Origin of the sequence: Rhizomicrobium sp., from assembly GCA_037200985.1 — a bacterium.
Classification (GTDB): domain Bacteria; phylum Pseudomonadota; class Alphaproteobacteria; order Micropepsales; family Micropepsaceae; genus Rhizomicrobium.
On record JBBCGJ010000001.1, the window covers coordinates 1,594,207 to 1,610,639 of the forward strand.

The window sequence follows — 16,433 nt, forward strand, 5'->3', positions numbered from 1 at the left end:
TTGCACAACGCGCTCCACAGGAGCGAGGTGCCAACTTCAAATATAGATGTCATTCGCCGCGAATGCGGCGAACCCAGTTGACGCTTGCGACGAAGCCGCAGGGTTTCACCTGGGTCCGCCGCATTCGCGGCGGATGACAATCCTTTTGGGATGACTTAATCGTCGCGATGCAGCAGTTCGAGCGCCTGCTCCGCCAGGCGCGGGGTGCCGTTGATCGCGGGGCGGTCGGACGGCGCGACGCCGTTCAAGACGCGGCGATAGACGCCCTGGCTGATCGAGGCTAGGCGGAAGACGCCGAACGCCAGGTAGAAATTCCAGTGCGGGATGGAGGCGCGGCCGGTACGGCGGCAATAGGCGTCGCGATATTCGGCTTCGGTCGGAATGCCGCTCGTGGCGAAATCGACGCCGATCAGCGTGCCCCAGCTTTCCGATTCCGAATGCCAGAGGAAACAATTGTAGCCGATGTCGGCCAACGGATGGCCGATGGTGCAGAGCTCCCAATCGAGCACGGCGATCAGGCGCGGCTCGGTCGGATGGAACATGGTGTTCTCCAGCCGGTAGTCGCCATGGGCGATGGACACCGACCGGTCCGGCGGGATCAGGTTCGGCAGTTCCGCGATGAGCATTTCCATCGCGGGAATGGTTTCGGTCTCGGCGCCGCGATACTGCTTGATCCAGCGCGCCACCTGGCGCTCGAAATAGCCGCCGGGGCGGCCGAAATCGCCGAGGCCGACGGCCTGATAGTCGACCTTATGCAGCTTGGCGAGGGTGGCGTTCAGCTCGTCATAGACCGCGGCGCGTTCGGCGCGTGCGAGGCCGGGCAGCTTGGCATCGCGGAAGACGCGGCCCTCGAGATAGTCCATCACATAGAAGCCGGTGCCGATCACGCTATCGTCCGTACACAGAAGACGCATGCGCGGGACGGGAACGCCGGTGCCGTCCAGCGCCTTCATCACGCGGTATTCGCGGTCGACCTGGTGCGCGCTGGCGAGGAGCTGGCCCGGCGGCTTCTTGCGGAGGACGTAGTGCAGCGGGCCGGCGGGGCCCTGCGTGGTCAGCTTGAAGGTCGGGTTGGAGGCGCCGCCCTTGATCTGCTGCACGGACATGCCCTGGCCGAAGCCTTCGACATGACGTTCGAGATGGGCTTTCAGCGCCGCCTCGTCGAAGCGCAACGCGGGCGCGACCGCGCCGAGAAGCGCGTCGCTCATGATTTGGAGAGCTTGTTCAGCGTCTCGAACAGCGTGCCCGCGGCCATGCCGTCGCGGGTGCCTTCGGGATCGAGAGTCGCCGCCTTGTCGAGCTCGAAAATCTCCGGCGGCACGTACCAGTGCAGCTTGTCGGAGTGGTAGGCCTCCCAGACGACCTTGGCGACTTCGATGGGCGAGATGGCGCGGAACATGCCTTCCTTCGGCGCGTTCGCCGCGACGCCGGGCGGCAGGATCGGCGTATCGATCAGGCCGGGCAGCACGTCGGCGGCGCGCACGCCGAGCATCTTGAACTCGACGGCGAGCGCTTCGGTGAGGCCCTTCACGGCGTGCTTGGTGGCGGAGTAGACGGCGATGCCGGGTATGCCATAGGTCGCCGAGGACGAGGAGGTGGTAAAGCAGAGCGAGCCGGGCGTCGCCTTGAGATATTTGATGCCTTCATGGATGCCGATGAGGACGGAGACGAAATTGACGTTCACCACCGCCATCACATCCTCGAAGGACTGGTCGGCGAAGAAGCCGCCGCGGCCGATGCCGGCATTGTTGTAGAGGATGTCGAGCTTTCCGTCCGTCTGCGCGGTGAAATCGGCGAGCGCCGCGGCGAATTTCTCGCGCTGGGTCACGTCGAGCAGACCGGTCTTGCCGTTGTCGAAGCCGATCTCCTGCTCCAGCGTCTTCAGGCCGTTTTCGTTGATGTCATAGCCGCCGACGTACCAGCCTTTCGCTGCGAACAGCTTGGCGGTCTCGCGCCCCATGCCGGAGGCGGCGCCGGTGATGAAGATCGATTTGCGGCCGTTCGCGTGCGACATGGGAGGCCTCCGGGTTGCGGCGGCACGTTAGACGCGGACGGAGCGGCGTCAACGGTGACGCGAGGATAGCTTTCCTCCCCCGTGTTTACGGGGGAGGTGCCGAGCAAAGCGAGGCGGAGGGGGCCTGCGCGGAAAGATATCGCCCAGTCGGGCCCCCTCCACCGCTTCGCGGTCCCCCTCCCCCGCAACAGCGGGGGAGGAAAGTTATTGCAGCGCTTGCGCGAGGTCGGCGATCAAATCGTCGGCGTCTTCGATGCCGACGGACAGGCGCACCAGTTCGTCGGAGATGCCGATGCGGGCGCGCTGTTCCGCCGGGATCGAGGCGTGGGTCATGATCGCGGGATGCTCGATCAGGCTTTCGACGCCGCCGAGGCTTTCGGCCAGGGTGAAAAGCCGGGTGCGTTCGAGGACGCGCTTGGTCGCGGCGAGGCCGCCCTTGACGAAGAAGCTCACGATGCCGCCGAAGGCGCGCATCTGCGCTTTCGCGAGCGCGTGCTGCGGATGGGATTCCAGGCCGGGATAGATCACGCGCGAGACCTTCGGGTGCGTCTCCAGCCAGGCGGCGATCTTCAGCGCATTGGCGCAGTGGCGCTCCATGCGCAAGGCGAGCGTCTTGAGACCGCGCAGCGCGAGGAAGCTGTCGAACGGGCCGGCGATGCTGCCGATGGCGTTGTGCAGGAAGCGCAGACGGGCGGTGAGGTCGGCGTCCCTGGTCACGACGCAGCCGCCGACGATGTCGGAATGGCCGTTCAGATATTTGGTCGTGGAGTGCATCACGATGTCGAAGCCGTGCTCCAGCGGGCGCTGGACATAGGGGCTGGCAAAGGTGTTGTCGGCGGCGGCGAGCAGATAGCGCTTCTTCGCCAGCGCCGCGATGGCCGAGAGGTCGGCGAGGCGCAGCAGCGGATTGGTCGGGGTCTCGACCCAGATCATCCTTGTGTTGGGCTTGATCGCGGCCTCGATGGCGGCGAGATCGGAGAGATCGACGAAGCTGGCCTCCAGGCCGGCGGAGCGCTTGCGCACCCTGTCGAACAGCCGGAATGAGCCGCCATAGAGATCGTCGCTTGCGATGACATGGGCGCCGCTGTCGAGCAGTTCCAGCACCGTGGAGATCGCGGCCAAGCCGGAAGCGAAAGCGAAGCCGTCGGCGCCGCTTTCGAGGTCGGCGATGCAGCGCTCGAACGCCATGCGGGTGGGGTTCTGGCTGCGCGAATATTCGTAGCCCTTGTGGACGCCGGGACTTTCCTGCGCGTAGGTCGAGGTCGCGTAGATCGGCACCATCACCGCGCCGGTCGAGGGATCGTGATGCTGCCCCGCATGGATCGTCCGTGTCGAGAACGCCAGGCGGTTCTTCTGTTCGCTCATTTTGCCTTCACTCAGGCGCGCAGCCGGATGTGGTTGATGAGGTCGATGCGGGTGATCAGGCCGACGAACTTACCACCGTCGCAGACCAGCGCCACCTCGTCATGGGCGAAGATCGGTTCCAGGGCCGAAAGGGGCGCATTCACCGGCAGCGTCTTCGGGGCGGAGGTCATCGCATCCTTCACCGCGCCGGCAAAACGGGCCTTGCGCAGGTCCTCGGGCCCTTCGACCGCGGCCAGGATGTCGCTCTCGTCGACGATGCCGACAAGGCTGCCGTCGACCAGGACGGGGAGCTGCGAGACGTCGGCGGCGCGCATGCGGTTATAGGCGGTGAGCAGCGTGTCGTCCGGCCCGACGGTGACGGTGGCGCCGCTGTCGAAACGGCGCGAGATGAGGTCGGAGAGGTCGCCCTTGAGCGGCTTGGTCGAGAGCCCCTGCTCGATCACCCAATAATCGTTGTAGACCTTGGAGAGATATTTGTTGCCGCTGTCGCAGACCAGCGTGACGACGCGCTTGGGCTCCGTCTGCTCGCGGCAATAGCGCAGCGCCGCGACCAGCAGCGTGCCGGAGGACGAGCCGGCGAGGACACCTTCCTTTTCAAGAAGCGCGCGGGCGGCCTCGATGCTCTCCTTGTCGGGGATCGAATAGGCGGTCTTGACGAATTTCAGCTCGGCATTGGGCGGCACGAAATCCTCGCCGATGCCTTCGATGGTCCAGGAGCCGGCCTCGACCGTCTTTCCCGTCTTGATCAGCGGCGCGAGGATGGAGCCGAGCGGATCGGCCAGCACCATCCGCGTCTTCGGCGAGACCTTCGCGAAGAAGCGGCCAAGCCCCGTCAGCGTGCCGCCGGAGCCGACGCCGACGACGACGGCATCGATGTCGCGGTCCATCTGCTCCCATATCTCCGGGCCGGTGGTCGTCTCGTGCGCGAGCGGGTTGGCGGGGTTGGCGAACTGGTTGATGAAATGGGCCTGGTGCTCGGCGGCGATGCGTTCGGCCATGTCCTGGTAGTATTCGGGGTGGCCCTTGCCGACGTCGGAGCGCGTCATGCGGACGTCGGCGCCCAGCGCGCGCAGGTGCAGGATTTTCTCGCGCGCCATCTTGTCGGGGACGACGAGGATGATCTTGTAGCCCTTGGCGGTGGCGACCTGGGCGAGGCCGAGGCCGGTGTTGCCGGCGGTGGCCTCGACGATGGTGCCGCCGGGTTTGAGCACGCCGCTCTTCTCCGCCGCTTCGATCATGGAAAGGCCGATCCGGTCCTTGATCGAGCCGCCGGGGTTCTGGCTTTCCAGCTTGGCGAAGAGGCGACAGGGGCCGGTGTCGAAATGCGTCAGCTCCAGCAGCGGCGTGTTGCCGATGAGGTCGAGGGCGGAACGGACAGGTCGCGGTGCGGGCATGAATCGGGTGCCGGAGGGGATGCGTCGGGAGGATAACGCCGAATGGGTTCGAAAAGGGGCCGTTGTGCAAATGACAAGAAACGGGCGGCAAGCAGCAAAAGAGCGACTTTAGCTGTCGTATGCGGGGTGGGGCGCGCAGTTAAAACTCATCTGTCACCCGGGCCGAACGCGGCGAAGCGCTGCGTCACACGTATCGCGGAATCGGTCCGCGCTGCGGCGTGGCATTGTCGGAGAGGTCGAACATCACTTCGTCGACATAGCACCAGCCCCAGCGCTCGGGCGGGTCGTAGCCTTCGACGATCGGATGCTTGGTCCTGTGGAAATGCTTGGTCGCGTGGCGGTTGGGCGAGGAATCGCAGCAGCCGACATGGCCGCAGGTGCGGCAGAGCCGCAGATGCACCCAGGGCGAGCCGGATTTGAGGCATTCCTCGCAGCCGTGCGCGCTGGGCGTGACCTTGCGGATCGTGCCGAGATGCGTGCAGCCGTCGTCCATCAGACCTTTTCCGTCGCGACCGCATCGGCGAGATGGGCATGGATGGCGGAGACCACCTGGGCGCCCTCGCCCACCGCGGCGGCGACGCGCTTGATCGAGCCGGCCCGCACATCGCCGATGGCGAAGATGCCGGGATTGGTCGTTTCGAACGGCCGGTCGGCGCGGGTGTGCACGAAGCCCTTGGCGTCGAGATCGACGCCGCAGCCGTCCAGCCAGTCGGTGTTCGGATTGGCGCCGATGAAGAGGAAGACATGGCCGATCGGCTTGTCGGTGACCGCGCCGGTCAGCCGGTTCGTCCATTCGACGCCTTGCAGGATGCCCTTGTCGCCCTTGAGCGCCGTGACCTCGGTCTTGGTCAGGATCTCGATATTGGGCTGCGCGGCGATGCGGTCGATCAGATAGCGCGACATGGTGGCTTCCAGGCTCGGCCCGCGTATCAGCATATGAACCTTCTTCACGCGGCTCGCGAGATAGACCGCGCCCTGCCCGGCCGAATTGCCGCCGCCGACCAGCACGACCTCCTGGCCGCTGCACAGCCGCGCTTCCAGCGGCGAGGCCCAGTAGTGAACGTGGCTGCCTTCGTAGTCCGAAAGATTGGAGACGGCGAGGCGCTTGTAGCGCGCGCCGCTCGCGATGATGATCGTGCGGGCGCGCACCTGCTCCTTGTTCGCCAGTTCCAGATGGAAGACGCCGCCCTGCCGGCTGAGGTTGGCGACCTCGTCGGGGATCGCCATCTCGGCACCGAATTTCTGCGCCTGGTTGAAGGCGCGCGCCATCAGCGCCAGTCCGCTGATGCCGGTGGGAAAGCCCAGATAGTTCTCGATCCGCGCCGAGGCGCCGGCCTGGCCGCCGAAGGCGCGGCAATCGAGCAGGATGACGCAGAGCCCTTCGGACGCCGCATAGACCGCAGCGCTGAGACCGGCGGGGCCGGAGCCGACGATGGCCACGTCGTAGAGCCGCGTCGGATCGAGCGTGCCGATCATGCCGAGGCAGCGGGCGATCTCGTCCTCGCTCGGGTTGCGCAGCATCTGGCCGTTCGGGCACAGCACGATCGGCAATTCGCTCGCGTCCACCTGGAAGCGGTCGAGCATGGCCTGCGCCTCGTTGTCGGCGCCGGGACAGAGGATGGTGTAGGGATGGCCGTTGCGGCCGAGGAACGCGGCCAGGCGCATCACGTCGACATTGCCTTCGCGGCCCACGATTATCGGTCCGCCGGCGCCGGTCTCCAGGAGCCCGACGCGCCGCAGGATGAGCGCGCGCATGATGCGCTCGCCCAGTTCCGCCTCCTCCACCAGAAGATCGCGCAGGCGCTGCGGGCGGATGACGATCGCATCCACCGGCGTGAGCGCAGTGGCGTCGACCAGCGACGGCTTGGAGGAGAGCTGCGCCAGCTCGCCCATGAAGCTGCCGGGGCCGTGGGTGACGATGAGCTGCTCGCGGTCCAGCGCGTCGCGCTGCTTGACCGCGACCTCGCCGGCGAGAACGAGGAAGAATCCCGGCGAGACCTCGCCGGTGCGGGCCATGGCCTCGCCCGCGGCAAAGCTGCGTTCCTCGCCGAAGCGGCGCAAGCGCGTCAGCTCCTGATGCGTCAGATGCGGGAACATCTGGTCGGAGCGTGTGGCGATCACGGATTGAGTAGGTGCGGACATGGCGCCATCTGACGCGACATGGCGGCTTGTCGCAAGCGTGCCGTGAACGCCAATGCCGGAACGCCGCAATTTTCGACAAAGGTCCGCGTTCATGAGCCTGTCATGCGGAACCGGCAGGCGCGGAGAGCCAAGAAAAAGTCGCCTCTAGCCGCCGCGGAGCATCTTGATGATGCCGGAGAAATCGACGCCGGCATGGCCCTGTGCCGCGAACAGCGCATAGAGCTGGGCGGCTTCCGCGCCGAGCGGTGTGGCGGCGCCGGCGCCGGACGCGGCGGCCTGGGCGAGCTTCAGGTCCTTCAGCATCAGCGCGGTGGCGAAACCGCCGGTGTAGTCGCGATTGGACGGCGCGGTGGGCACCGGGCCGGGCACCGGGCAATAGGTCGTCAGCGACCAGGACTGGCCGGACGCCGCCGACATGATGTCGTAGAGCTTCTGGTGATCGAGGCCGAGCTTCTCGCCCAGCGCGAAGGCTTCGCAAGTGCCGATCATCGTGATCGCGAGCAGCATGTTGTTGCAGATCTTGGCCGCCTGCCCCGCGCCCGCGCCGCCGGCATGGACGATGCGCTTGCCCATCTTCTCGAGGACCGGCCGGGCGCGATCGAACGCCGCGTCGGAGCCGCCGCACATGAAGGCGAGGGTGCCGGCCTCGGCGCCGGAGACGCCGCCCGAGACCGGCGCGTCGAGGAAGTCGAAGCCGGCGGCCGAAGCGGCCGCGTGGACCGCACGGGCGGAATCGATGTCGATGGTCGAGCAGTCGATCAGCAACGCGCCCCTGGGCGCGGCGGTCAGAATGCTTTCCGCTTCGAGATAGACCGAACGGACATGCTGGCCGGCCGGCAGCATGGTGATGACGATGTCGGCGTCCTTCACCGCGTCGAGCGCGGTCGGCGCGGCGGCGGCGCCCGCGTCGGTGACGGGCTTGAGCGCGGCGGGACTGAGGTCGAAGGCGCGGACCTTGTCCTGCGCCTTCAGCAGATTGCGCGCCATCGGCCCGCCCATATTGCCGACGCCGATGAATGCGATGGTGGTCATAGGGGCAGTTCCTTTTCTCCCAGCGGCGCGAAATAGGCGTCGATATCGGCGTCGCTCACTTCGGCGAGCGTCGCCGGCCGCCAGTTCGGGGCGCCGTCCTTGTCGATGATCGTGGCGCGGACGCCCTCGTAGAAGTCGCGGCCGGCGATGACGCGGTTCACCATGCGGAATTCCATCCGCATGCCGTCGTCGAAGGACGACAGGTCCCGGCCCTTCCGGATCTGGCGGAAGGCGAGCTTGGTCGCGGTCGGCGATTTGGCGCGGATGGTCTTCGCCGTGTCGTCCGCCCAGTCGGTGTGGTCGGCATCGAGCGCGGCCAGGATATCCTCGACGGAGGCGGCGCCGAACATCGCATCGATCTTGGCGCGATGAGCGGTCAGATAGGCGTCGGGTACGCCGTCGGTCGCGTCGCGCAGCGCGATGTCGATCTCGCGGCCTTCGGCGAGGCTCACGAGCAGCGCGTCGCGGCGGGCGGCGGGCACGAAATGCGTCGCGACGCCGGCATAGAGCGCATCCGCCGTCTTCAGCCGCGCGCCGGTCAGTCCCAGATACATCCCGATCTCGCCCGGCAGGCGCGGCAGGAACCAGCTCCCGCCGACATCGGGGAAGAGGCCGATGCCGGTCTCCGGCATGGCGAATTGCATCGTCTCGTCGGCGACGCGGTGGCTGCCATGTACGGAAATGCCGACGCCGCCGCCCATCACAAAGCCGCGCAGCAGGGCGACATAGGGCTTGGGGAAGTGCTTGATGAAGGCGTTGAGCAGGTATTCGTCGCGATAGAATTCCAGCGCATAGGGCGTGCCGGCCTTGCCGCTGTCGTAGAGCGAGCGGATGTCCCCGCCGGCGCAGAAGGCGCGCTCGCCGGCGCCCTGGATGACGACGGTCTTCACCGCGTCGTCGGCCGCCCAGTTCCTCAGCTGCGCCAGCATCGCGACCGCCATGCCGTGGGTCAGCGCGTTCAGCGCCTTGGGCCGGTTGAGCGTGATCAACCCGACCGCGCCGCGGGTTTCGAAGAGGATTTCCGGTTCGTCGGTCATATCAAGGCCTCAGAGGAACTTCAGATCGGCGGACCGCGACGTGTTCAAATCCGCTCCGACCAAGAAACTCTTCCAACCCTAAGATGGCTTCGGGAGTTGCATATGGATCAGTTACTAACTCGACGATCATTTCTGGAGTAAACGCAAAATCTAGGTGCGGAACGATACCACGCGAAGAAACAGAGAACTTTACCGTTTCGCCCTGATCGATAGTGTTCCCGAATACGAAGAGTCGCCATTCGTTTTCCGATAAAAAGTGCTCACTTTTTTGTCGCGGAATTTCAAGCAGCAAATCTCCGCACACAGCATCAGAGAACTGCTCAACGTCACCCTCCCATGGCCGCCAGTAATTATGGGTGAAGTAGTCCACGATCTCGAAAATTCTCTCGGATCGAATCGATCGTTGGTACAAGCACGGGAGCAACCAGAGCGCCCTTTCGTCCGCTGACTTCCTAAGATGCTTGCTTGAGAAGCCTATCGCTGCCCCGCCGTCCTTCACATACGCACGCCAGAGATCGAGAGTGTCACCCTTTTCGCAGAACGACGCGAGAAATACATTTGTATCAGAAAAATCTTTTAGCCAGTCCTCTCGAACTCTCGCCCAGTGCGGCCCCCATTTCTCATTTCCACTCGCAGCGGTCGTTTCTAGCACATGCTGAATCAGCGATATTCCCTCTAACATTTCATGCTTGTCGTTAAGGTAGCCGGAGTGACGCATACGGAGTGTTTTATTACTAAGAATTGAAAATACCCCCGGCCAACTTGAGTAGTGATAGAGAACTTCAGGCGACGGTACTGTCGCTTCCTCCTCCGTGAGATAGTCGATGGGATAGTTCGGCATTGCTCATTTCATTGTCGGGATGACGAAGCTGGCATTCTCGCGCACGCCGCCTTTGGGCCAGCGCGCCGTCACCGTCTTCACGCGCGTATAGAACCGCACGCCTTCCGGGCCGTGCTGGTTGACGTCGCCGAAGGCCGAGCGCTTCCAGCCGCCGAAGGTGTGGTAGGCGAGCGGCACCGGGATCGGCACGTTGATGCCGACCATGCCCACCTTCACCTTGCTGGCGAATTCGCGCGCGGCGTCGCCGTCGCGGGTGAAGATCGCGACGCCGTTGCCATATTGGTGGTTCGAGGGCAGCGACAGCGCCTCGTCGAAATCCTTGGCGCGGGCGATCTGGAGCACGGGGCCGAAGATCTCGTCCTGATAGGTCTTCATTTCGGGCGTCACATGATCGAACAGCGAGCCGCCGAGATAATAGCCGTTCTCATAGCCCTGGAGCTTGAAGTCGCGGCCGTCGACCAGGAGCTCGGCGCCTTCTTTGACACCCATGTCGATATAGGCCTTCACCTTCTCTCTGTGGGCTGCGGTCACAAGGGGGCCGTAGTCGGCGTCGGGATCGGTCGGGATGCCGACGCGCAGGCTTTCGACCCGCGGCTTCAGCTTGGCGATCAGCGCATCGGCCGTCTTCTCGCCGACGGGCACCGCCACCGAGATCGCCATGCAGCGCTCGCCGGCCGAGCCGTAGCCCGCGCCGATCAGCTCGTTGGTCACCTGGTCGAGATCGGCGTCGGGCATGATGATGGCGTGGTTCTTGGCGCCGCCCATCGCCTGGACGCGCTTTCCGTGCGCCGTGCCGTGGCTGTAGACGTAATGCGCGATGGCCGAGGAGCCGACGAAGCTCACCGCCTGGATGTCCGGGTCTTCGAGGATCGCGTCGACCGCCTCCTTGTCGCCGTTGACGACCTGGAGCACGCCGGAAGGCGCGCCCGCCTCCATCATCAGCTCGGCGAGGCGCAGCGGCACGCCGGGGTCCTTCTCGGAGGGCTTGAGGATGAAGGTGTTGCCGCAGGCGATGGCGACGCCGAACATCCACATCGGGATCATCGCGGGGAAGTTGAACGGCGTGATGCCGGCGACCACGCCGAGCGGCTGGCGCATGGAATAGATGTCGATGGAGGGTCCGGCGCCTTCGGTGTATTCGCCCTTCGTCAGATGCGGGATGCCGCAGGCGAATTCGATGACTTCGAGACCGCGCTGGATGTCGCCCTTGGAATCGGCAACCACCTTGCCGTGCTCGGACGACAGCAGGCGCGCCAGCTCGTCCATGTTCTTCTCGACCAGCGCCTTGAAATTGAACATGACGCGGGCGCGGCGTTGCGGGTTCACGGCGGACCATTCGCGGAACGCCTTGGAGGCGATTTCGACGGCGTGGCGCATTTCGCCGCGCGACGCGAGGGAGACTTTCGCCTGCACCTCGCCGGTCGAGGGATCGTAGATGTCGCCGAAGCGGCCCGAAGCGCCCGCGACATGTCCGCCGGCGATGAAATGTCCGTACTGTTTCATGGCGTCAAACTCCCGTTCGGCGGTGCTCTACCATGGCATTTTGCAAACCGCACGCACCGGTCCGGGCGCGCGGCATGAATTCAATTCGGATGCGGAAGGCGGGAAAATCAGATAGGTGTTCCGGAGCCGTGAAGCCACCGGTTGAAAAGGTGAGAACGGTAAAGTGTTTCCGCCGGAAACCGAAAGAATGGTCCAGCAATTTCAACCGGATAGATGCGAATGCTTCTCCTGATCGATAATTATGAACAGCGTTCGCGGTCATTCGCCGCAATTCGCTAACGTCCGAAAAACTCAATAAAACCAGGCATTTCTTCAATCCGATTGGTCGTCTCTGGTCGTCGAAATTCGTTGGCATCGGCAGAAAAACCGGGTATCGAACCGGGTATCGATACCCCGTTTGTTCTGACGCCAATGCTACTTACAAACGCTAAAGTGCATAACGCAAAACCGGGTAGCAGCCCGGTGAAACTGCGCGACTCTAACGGCCTCTTTCTGGAGGTCCGCCCGTCCGGCGCGAAGCTCTGGCGTTATCGGTACGAGATCGGCGGCAAGGAGAATGTCTTTGCCATCGGCGAATTCTTTTCCGACAGCAAAAGACCCGGTCACGTTTCGCTCGAAGCTGCCCGGAAAGCTCGGGATGAAGCACGGGAGCTTGTCCGGAAGGGAATGCATCCTGCCCATTCCCGGCAGACCCGGCTTCGGGATCAGATTGACCAGAACAAAAATACCTTCAAAGTCGTGGCCATCGAATGGATGGACCGAAAGTCGTCGAGCTGGAGCGAAGGGTACGCCAAACAGATTCGTCATGTTTTTGACACCGACGTGTTTCCTTACATCGGCGCTCTCCCCGTCTCGGGCATCAGCGCCGCTCAGATCCTGGAAGTTATGCAGCGCGTTGAAGCAAGAGGCGCCAATACCTTTGCCCACCTCATCCGCCAGTGGTGTTCAGCTGTCTTTCGGTACGCCGTTGCGACGCTAAGGGCAGAGCACGACCCTGCATCGCCGCTGCGCGGCGCGATCGTTCGTAAGAGGCCGAAACACAGTCGAGCGCTATCGAAGCAAGAATTGCTAGCGCTCTTCACTCGACTCCACAGCTATCGTGGCGATCCTGGGACCAAGTTCGGGATGCGTCTCATGTTGCTGACGTTCGTGCGGACCATAGAATTGCGCGCCGCCAAATGGGTGGAGTTCGACTTCGAGGCGGCAGAGTGGCGAATACCGGCCATCCGAATGAAGATGAAGGAAGAGCATATCGTGCCGCTTTCTCGCCAGGCCTTGAGCTTGCTCCGAGAATTGAAGCTTCAGACCGGATCAAACCAATATCTTTTTCCGAACCGCAGACGATCGAATGCCTACATCACGGCAACCACCATTAATCGGGCGCTTGAGCGGATGGGATTTCTTGGGGAAGGCACAATTGGCTTTTCCGGGCACGGCTTCCGTTCCACGGCTTCAACGATGCTAAACGAAGCCGGTCTTCGCCCGGACATCATCGAACGCCAGATGGATCATCAGGAGCGTAATCAAGTGCGTGCGAGCTACAATCATGCGAGCTACCTCAGGGAGCGCCGGTCGATGATGCAAGCTTGGGCCGACATGATCGACGACATGCTGGCTCCCAGACACGTCGTGGGCGTGATCTCGCAAAGAAGAATCCAGCAAACCTCGCCTTGAATCAGTCTCAGAACATCCTGCTTCCAGTCTCCCAGGAACAGAGTGTTCGCCATGATTTTATTAGCGGGAACCGATCGCAACGCAATTTCGGCTGAACTGCGATTCGAGGCCGCCTCGCTGTTCCTCAAGAATGTGCCCGAAATAAAGTAGACACAGCGGAAATCAGCAGTAGCCGGCGATAATTTGGACCACTCTCAGTGTCACGACATGATGACTCCCGGCGCATTGACGCCAGCATATGCGGCCGCTGGCGACACCCTTGCAATATCTTGTTCCCGACTCTCGCTCGACCAAGCCGATGGGAGCATCGGCCCGCTAGACCATGAGGAGACGAAGCTTAATTGGCGCGCGGATGGCCGGCTGGCGTTCTCGCAGGTCTCGGAGCTGGCATGCGGGGCCACCTGTCAACCAAATTAATAGTCCGGTCAATGCAATCAGCGATGTCAACCGGCTTCGCGAACCCATGACTCTCTCGAGTAGAGCGATTGAGAACAACTGACGTGGGCACTTGCACCTAGCAGATCGCAGACATCCAGCTTAGAAGCCGACATCGACCTCACCATCTCTTGGTTATTGATATGCTGAACGTCCGCCCCAGTGGGTTTGCGTTAACCGGATCATAATTTATGCCGGCCGCGTTGAAGACGTAGGGCGGCGCACTATCAAAAACATTTGCAACGCTGATGTTGAGGCGCGTTCCATCGAGGAACGCCGCCTTAGGAATATCCTGGAATGCATACGAGGCACTAAGGTCAATTGTGGTCCATGATCCGACGGGACAGCTATTTTGGCAGCTCGGATCGGTCGGATTTCGTTCTGAGCCCGTATAGTTCAAACGAGCATTCGCCGACCACGAGTCCTTGAACCATCCCACGTTGATCTTTCCCCGCAACCGAGGCGGGGAATAAACGATACCGGCGCCAGGAGCCGCAGTCGCGCTTGGTGTGATCATTTCTTGATACGCAAGGAAGTACGTCGCATCTCCGGCAATTCTGAATTGGCCGATGGTTGAATCGATTTGGTAATGGGTATCGAGGTTCAAACCACTAAGTTGAACGACAGCCGCGTTCACGAACCCGAGGTTTGCGATCGCTTTAATTGTCGATGGCGCGCAGGACGACGCATAGCAAGAGTTTCCGCCGCTGGCTGCATCAACCGCCAATTGGGAATTGATTTGGGCCGCGGTCGGATTGGTGTTCACAAAATTCCCCAATTGCCCGTCAAGCACATCGGAAAATGCGAAATCGCTTTCCAGAAACTTTACGACATTCCGGTAATCGATATTGAAGTACGATGCGTCAAACGCAAAACCCGGAACCTTACTCGGAGTAATGGTGGCGCCAGCCGCAAATGTCGTAGCGGTCTCGGGACGCAAATTGGGGTTTGCCTGGCTGTAATATTCAAGCGCGTTTCCCAAACCAGGATCGGCCGGATTGGCCGGCGCAACAAATCCGTAAACTGCAGGGAAGCCGTCGAGCTGGAATAGCGTCGGAGCCTTGAATGACGTCGAATAGCTGCCGTGAAAAGAAACTTCGGCGACAGGCGTCCATTTTACCGTCACTTTCGGATCGGTTGTGGAGCCGAAATCAGAATAATGATCATAGCGAAGCGCTGCATCTATACTGAGCTGCTGGACCAATGGTATTGCATTGTTCTCGCCGACCAGTGGGATGAATAACTCCCCGTAGGCAGAATATATCTGACGGCTGACATTCGAATGATCGCTCAAGTTATCGTTCAGCGAAAATGACTCGGACCGCTCACTCGCTCCTACGGCGAGCTTCACGTCTCCGCCTGGTAGCGAAATGACGGTGCCGTCCGCGTCCAGTTCGAACGAGTTTTCGGCGTAATGGTACTTGATATCTACAACCAAAGAGAACGATGGGATGGAGTCTGCGTAAGAATCCTGTTCTGTTCCAAATTCGCCGAACAGTGAAAGCTTCCAATCGGAAATTGGAGTATAGTCGAGTTCAGCGCTACCCGCGTATTGGGTATTGCGCCCAGATACTGTTTGAACAAAACCGAGATTGTTGCTCGCCGAATAAGGCCGATCAGAAAATATTCCAGAGGCGGAAAATTGCAGTTGGTCGGCCAGCTCTTGATTTACCGCAGCGTAAACGCTCGATGTCTGCTGTCGAGGGAGCAGATAGTTTGGCGAAAGGGAGCCGCTGGTAAACGGCCGAGCCGATGCGAGAAGAGGCTTTTGATCCTCAAAATCATAGTTGGCAACGATATTGCCCGTGCCCCAATCGAAACCTCCCAGAGCATACCCGCCCAGGTCTGGCTGCTTGCCATCGGCAATGTTGTAGATATGCGCCCCAGTTTCAATTCCATCAAAGTCCTTCTTTGTAATGATGTTCACTACACCTGCCACGGCGTCGGAGCCGTAAACGGCCGACGCCCCGTCTTCAAGAATTTCGACGTGATCAATAGCGCTAACGGGTATGCCCGAGATGTCGGTAGAAGACCCTTCCGCAGTCGACGGTAAGCGACGACCATTCAGCAGAACAAGCGTGTCGTCCGAGCCCAAGCTCAGCAGATTTACACCTGAAGCATATCCGTAGTTGTTGAGCGCTCCGTTTCCAAATCCGAAGACGCTATTCGACTCCGTAGAAGCACCAGCCTTTGAATTCGATGGAAGTTGCTCCAAGACCTCCGAGAGAGTCGTGTAGCCCTGATCGATCATGTCATTTGATGTGATGGTGGTGGTGGGGGTTAACGTCTCCACGTTGTGGATGTGGCTTCCCGTCACTGTCACTGTTTCTACAGCGGCATTGGGATTACCCGCCCCTTCATTTGAGGCGGCTCCGACTTTTTTTGAGCGGACCATCATTACGCCGGCCGAATTTGTCTCGACTTGCAGATCGGTTCCAGCGAGCAAGACTGTGAGGGCCCGCGCTGCTGTATAACGGCCATGTAGACCTTTCGTCGCCCGGCCGTTGGTTGCATCCTCCGAGAAAACGATTTGCTGGGAGGAGGCCCTGGAGAAGTCCGTCAGCGCCTGGCCCAACGACTCGGCGGGAATATCGAACTGGTATGTCTGATCGGCAGCTTGTGCAGCGCCGCCCAATCCCAGCATGGCCAATCCCACCAGCGCGGACGAAAGCAACAACGCGCTACGGCGCGAACCAATCAACATGCGAGCCCCCTCAGCATGGGAGCCTTTCCGGAATGGAATAGCTGCTCCCGAGAGGATAAACGCAACGCCGAAACATTTCCGCAGCGAATGAGTCAAAAAAATGTAAAAGAAGCCAGTACTGTTGACCTAAGAGCGCTTCTGCAAGGTGATGGTATCGTCGCTATCGGTCGTCGCTTGAACCGGAAAATAGCCCGTAATCGCGCTGACAAACGATCCAGCATCGGCACAATGCGTCGCCATCCTTGGCGTTCCGACGCGTTAAGGGTCACATTCACACTTCGGTTACGGCACT

Annotated in this window: 13 protein-coding genes; 1 reads left to right on the forward strand and 12 read right to left on the reverse strand. The window is 61.8% G+C overall.

The annotated features are described in order from the left end of the window. Nucleotides 1-155: 155 nt before the first annotated feature. The 11 genes from WDN01_07800 to WDN01_07850 form a co-directional block, all read right to left on the reverse strand. Complete coding sequence (locus tag WDN01_07800) at nt 156-1,208, reverse strand: phosphotransferase family protein (GenBank protein ID MEJ0025915.1); 1,053 nt, start codon at nt 1,206-1,208, stop codon at nt 156-158. Then, nucleotides 1,205-2,014, reverse strand: a complete 810-nt coding sequence (locus WDN01_07805; protein ID MEJ0025916.1) for an SDR family oxidoreductase — start codon at nt 2,012-2,014, stop codon at nt 1,205-1,207. Before WDN01_07805 ends, WDN01_07800 begins: the two co-directional genes overlap by 4 nt. Nucleotides 2,015-2,218: 204 nt before the next feature. After that, the gene (locus tag WDN01_07810; GenBank protein ID MEJ0025917.1) at nt 2,219-3,379 is read right to left on the reverse strand and encodes a cystathionine gamma-synthase; all 1,161 of its coding nucleotides are present in this window, start codon (nt 3,377-3,379) and stop codon (nt 2,219-2,221) included. 11 nt (nt 3,380-3,390) lie between these two features. After that, nucleotides 3,391-4,773, reverse strand: a complete 1,383-nt coding sequence (locus WDN01_07815) for a pyridoxal-phosphate dependent enzyme (GenBank protein ID MEJ0025918.1) — start codon at nt 4,771-4,773, stop codon at nt 3,391-3,393. A gap of 184 nt (nt 4,774-4,957) precedes the next feature. Further along, on the reverse strand, nt 4,958-5,266 hold the full coding sequence (locus WDN01_07820; GenBank protein MEJ0025919.1) for a UBP-type zinc finger domain-containing protein: 309 nt from the start codon (nt 5,264-5,266) through the stop codon (nt 4,958-4,960). Further along, the gene (locus WDN01_07825; protein MEJ0025920.1) at nt 5,266-6,915 is read right to left on the reverse strand and encodes an FAD-dependent oxidoreductase; all 1,650 of its coding nucleotides are present in this window, start codon (nt 6,913-6,915) and stop codon (nt 5,266-5,268) included. Before WDN01_07825 ends, WDN01_07820 begins: the two co-directional genes overlap by 1 nt. Before the next feature lie 144 nt (nt 6,916-7,059). Beyond that, the gene (mmsB, locus tag WDN01_07830) at nt 7,060-7,947 is read right to left on the reverse strand and encodes a 3-hydroxyisobutyrate dehydrogenase (protein ID MEJ0025921.1); all 888 of its coding nucleotides are present in this window, start codon (nt 7,945-7,947) and stop codon (nt 7,060-7,062) included. Further along, a complete protein-coding gene (locus WDN01_07835) occupies nt 7,944-8,984 on the reverse strand; it encodes an enoyl-CoA hydratase/isomerase family protein (protein MEJ0025922.1) in 1,041 nt (346 codons plus the stop codon). Before WDN01_07835 ends, mmsB begins: the two co-directional genes overlap by 4 nt. 1 nt (nt 8,985) lies before the next feature. Continuing rightward, nucleotides 8,986-9,825 carry a DUF2971 domain-containing protein gene (locus WDN01_07840; GenBank protein ID MEJ0025923.1) on the reverse strand — a complete coding sequence of 280 codons (840 nt, stop codon included), beginning with the start codon at nt 9,823-9,825 and terminating at the stop codon, nt 8,986-8,988. Nucleotides 9,826-9,828: 3 nt separating this feature from the next. After that, nucleotides 9,829-11,328 carry a CoA-acylating methylmalonate-semialdehyde dehydrogenase gene (locus WDN01_07845; GenBank protein ID MEJ0025924.1) on the reverse strand — a complete coding sequence of 500 codons (1,500 nt, stop codon included), beginning with the start codon at nt 11,326-11,328 and terminating at the stop codon, nt 9,829-9,831. Nucleotides 11,329-11,332: 4 nt separating this feature from the next. Next, nucleotides 11,333-11,590, reverse strand: a complete 258-nt coding sequence (locus tag WDN01_07850) for a hypothetical protein (protein MEJ0025925.1) — start codon at nt 11,588-11,590, stop codon at nt 11,333-11,335. Between the two features lie 86 nt (nt 11,591-11,676). Between WDN01_07850 and WDN01_07855 the strand changes: the two genes are divergently transcribed. Next, entirely contained in the window at nt 11,677-13,002 is a 1,326-nt protein-coding gene (locus WDN01_07855) for a tyrosine-type recombinase/integrase (protein MEJ0025926.1), read from the forward strand. A gap of 556 nt (nt 13,003-13,558) precedes the next feature. Here WDN01_07855 and WDN01_07860 read toward each other — a convergent pair. After that, complete coding sequence (locus WDN01_07860) at nt 13,559-16,141, reverse strand: TonB-dependent receptor (protein MEJ0025927.1); 2,583 nt, start codon at nt 16,139-16,141, stop codon at nt 13,559-13,561. Between the last annotated feature and the right edge of the window lie 292 nt (nt 16,142-16,433).

Coding starts and splice junctions, on each gene's coding strand:
- WDN01_07800 (MEJ0025915.1), bottom strand. CDS start 1,208: ATGAGCGACGCGCTTCTCGGCGCGGTCGCGCCCGCGTTGCGCTTCGAC.
- WDN01_07805 (MEJ0025916.1), bottom strand. CDS start 2,014: ATGTCGCACGCGAACGGCCGCAAATCGATCTTCATCACCGGCGCCGCC.
- WDN01_07810 (MEJ0025917.1), bottom strand. CDS start 3,379: ATGAGCGAACAGAAGAACCGCCTGGCGTTCTCGACACGGACGATCCAT.
- WDN01_07815 (MEJ0025918.1), bottom strand. CDS start 4,773: ATGCCCGCACCGCGACCTGTCCGTTCCGCCCTCGACCTCATCGGCAAC.
- WDN01_07820 (MEJ0025919.1), bottom strand. CDS start 5,266: ATGGACGACGGCTGCACGCATCTCGGCACGATCCGCAAGGTCACGCCC.
- WDN01_07825 (MEJ0025920.1), bottom strand. CDS start 6,915: ATGTCCGCACCTACTCAATCCGTGATCGCCACACGCTCCGACCAGATG.
- mmsB (MEJ0025921.1), bottom strand. CDS start 7,947: ATGACCACCATCGCATTCATCGGCGTCGGCAATATGGGCGGGCCGATG.
- WDN01_07835 (MEJ0025922.1), bottom strand. CDS start 8,984: ATGACCGACGAACCGGAAATCCTCTTCGAAACCCGCGGCGCGGTCGGG.
- WDN01_07840 (MEJ0025923.1), bottom strand. CDS start 9,825: ATGCCGAACTATCCCATCGACTATCTCACGGAGGAGGAAGCGACAGTA.
- WDN01_07845 (MEJ0025924.1), bottom strand. CDS start 11,328: ATGAAACAGTACGGACATTTCATCGCCGGCGGACATGTCGCGGGCGCT.
- WDN01_07850 (MEJ0025925.1), bottom strand. CDS start 11,590: ATGACCGCGAACGCTGTTCATAATTATCGATCAGGAGAAGCATTCGCA.
- WDN01_07860 (MEJ0025927.1), bottom strand. CDS start 16,141: ATGTTGATTGGTTCGCGCCGTAGCGCGTTGTTGCTTTCGTCCGCGCTG.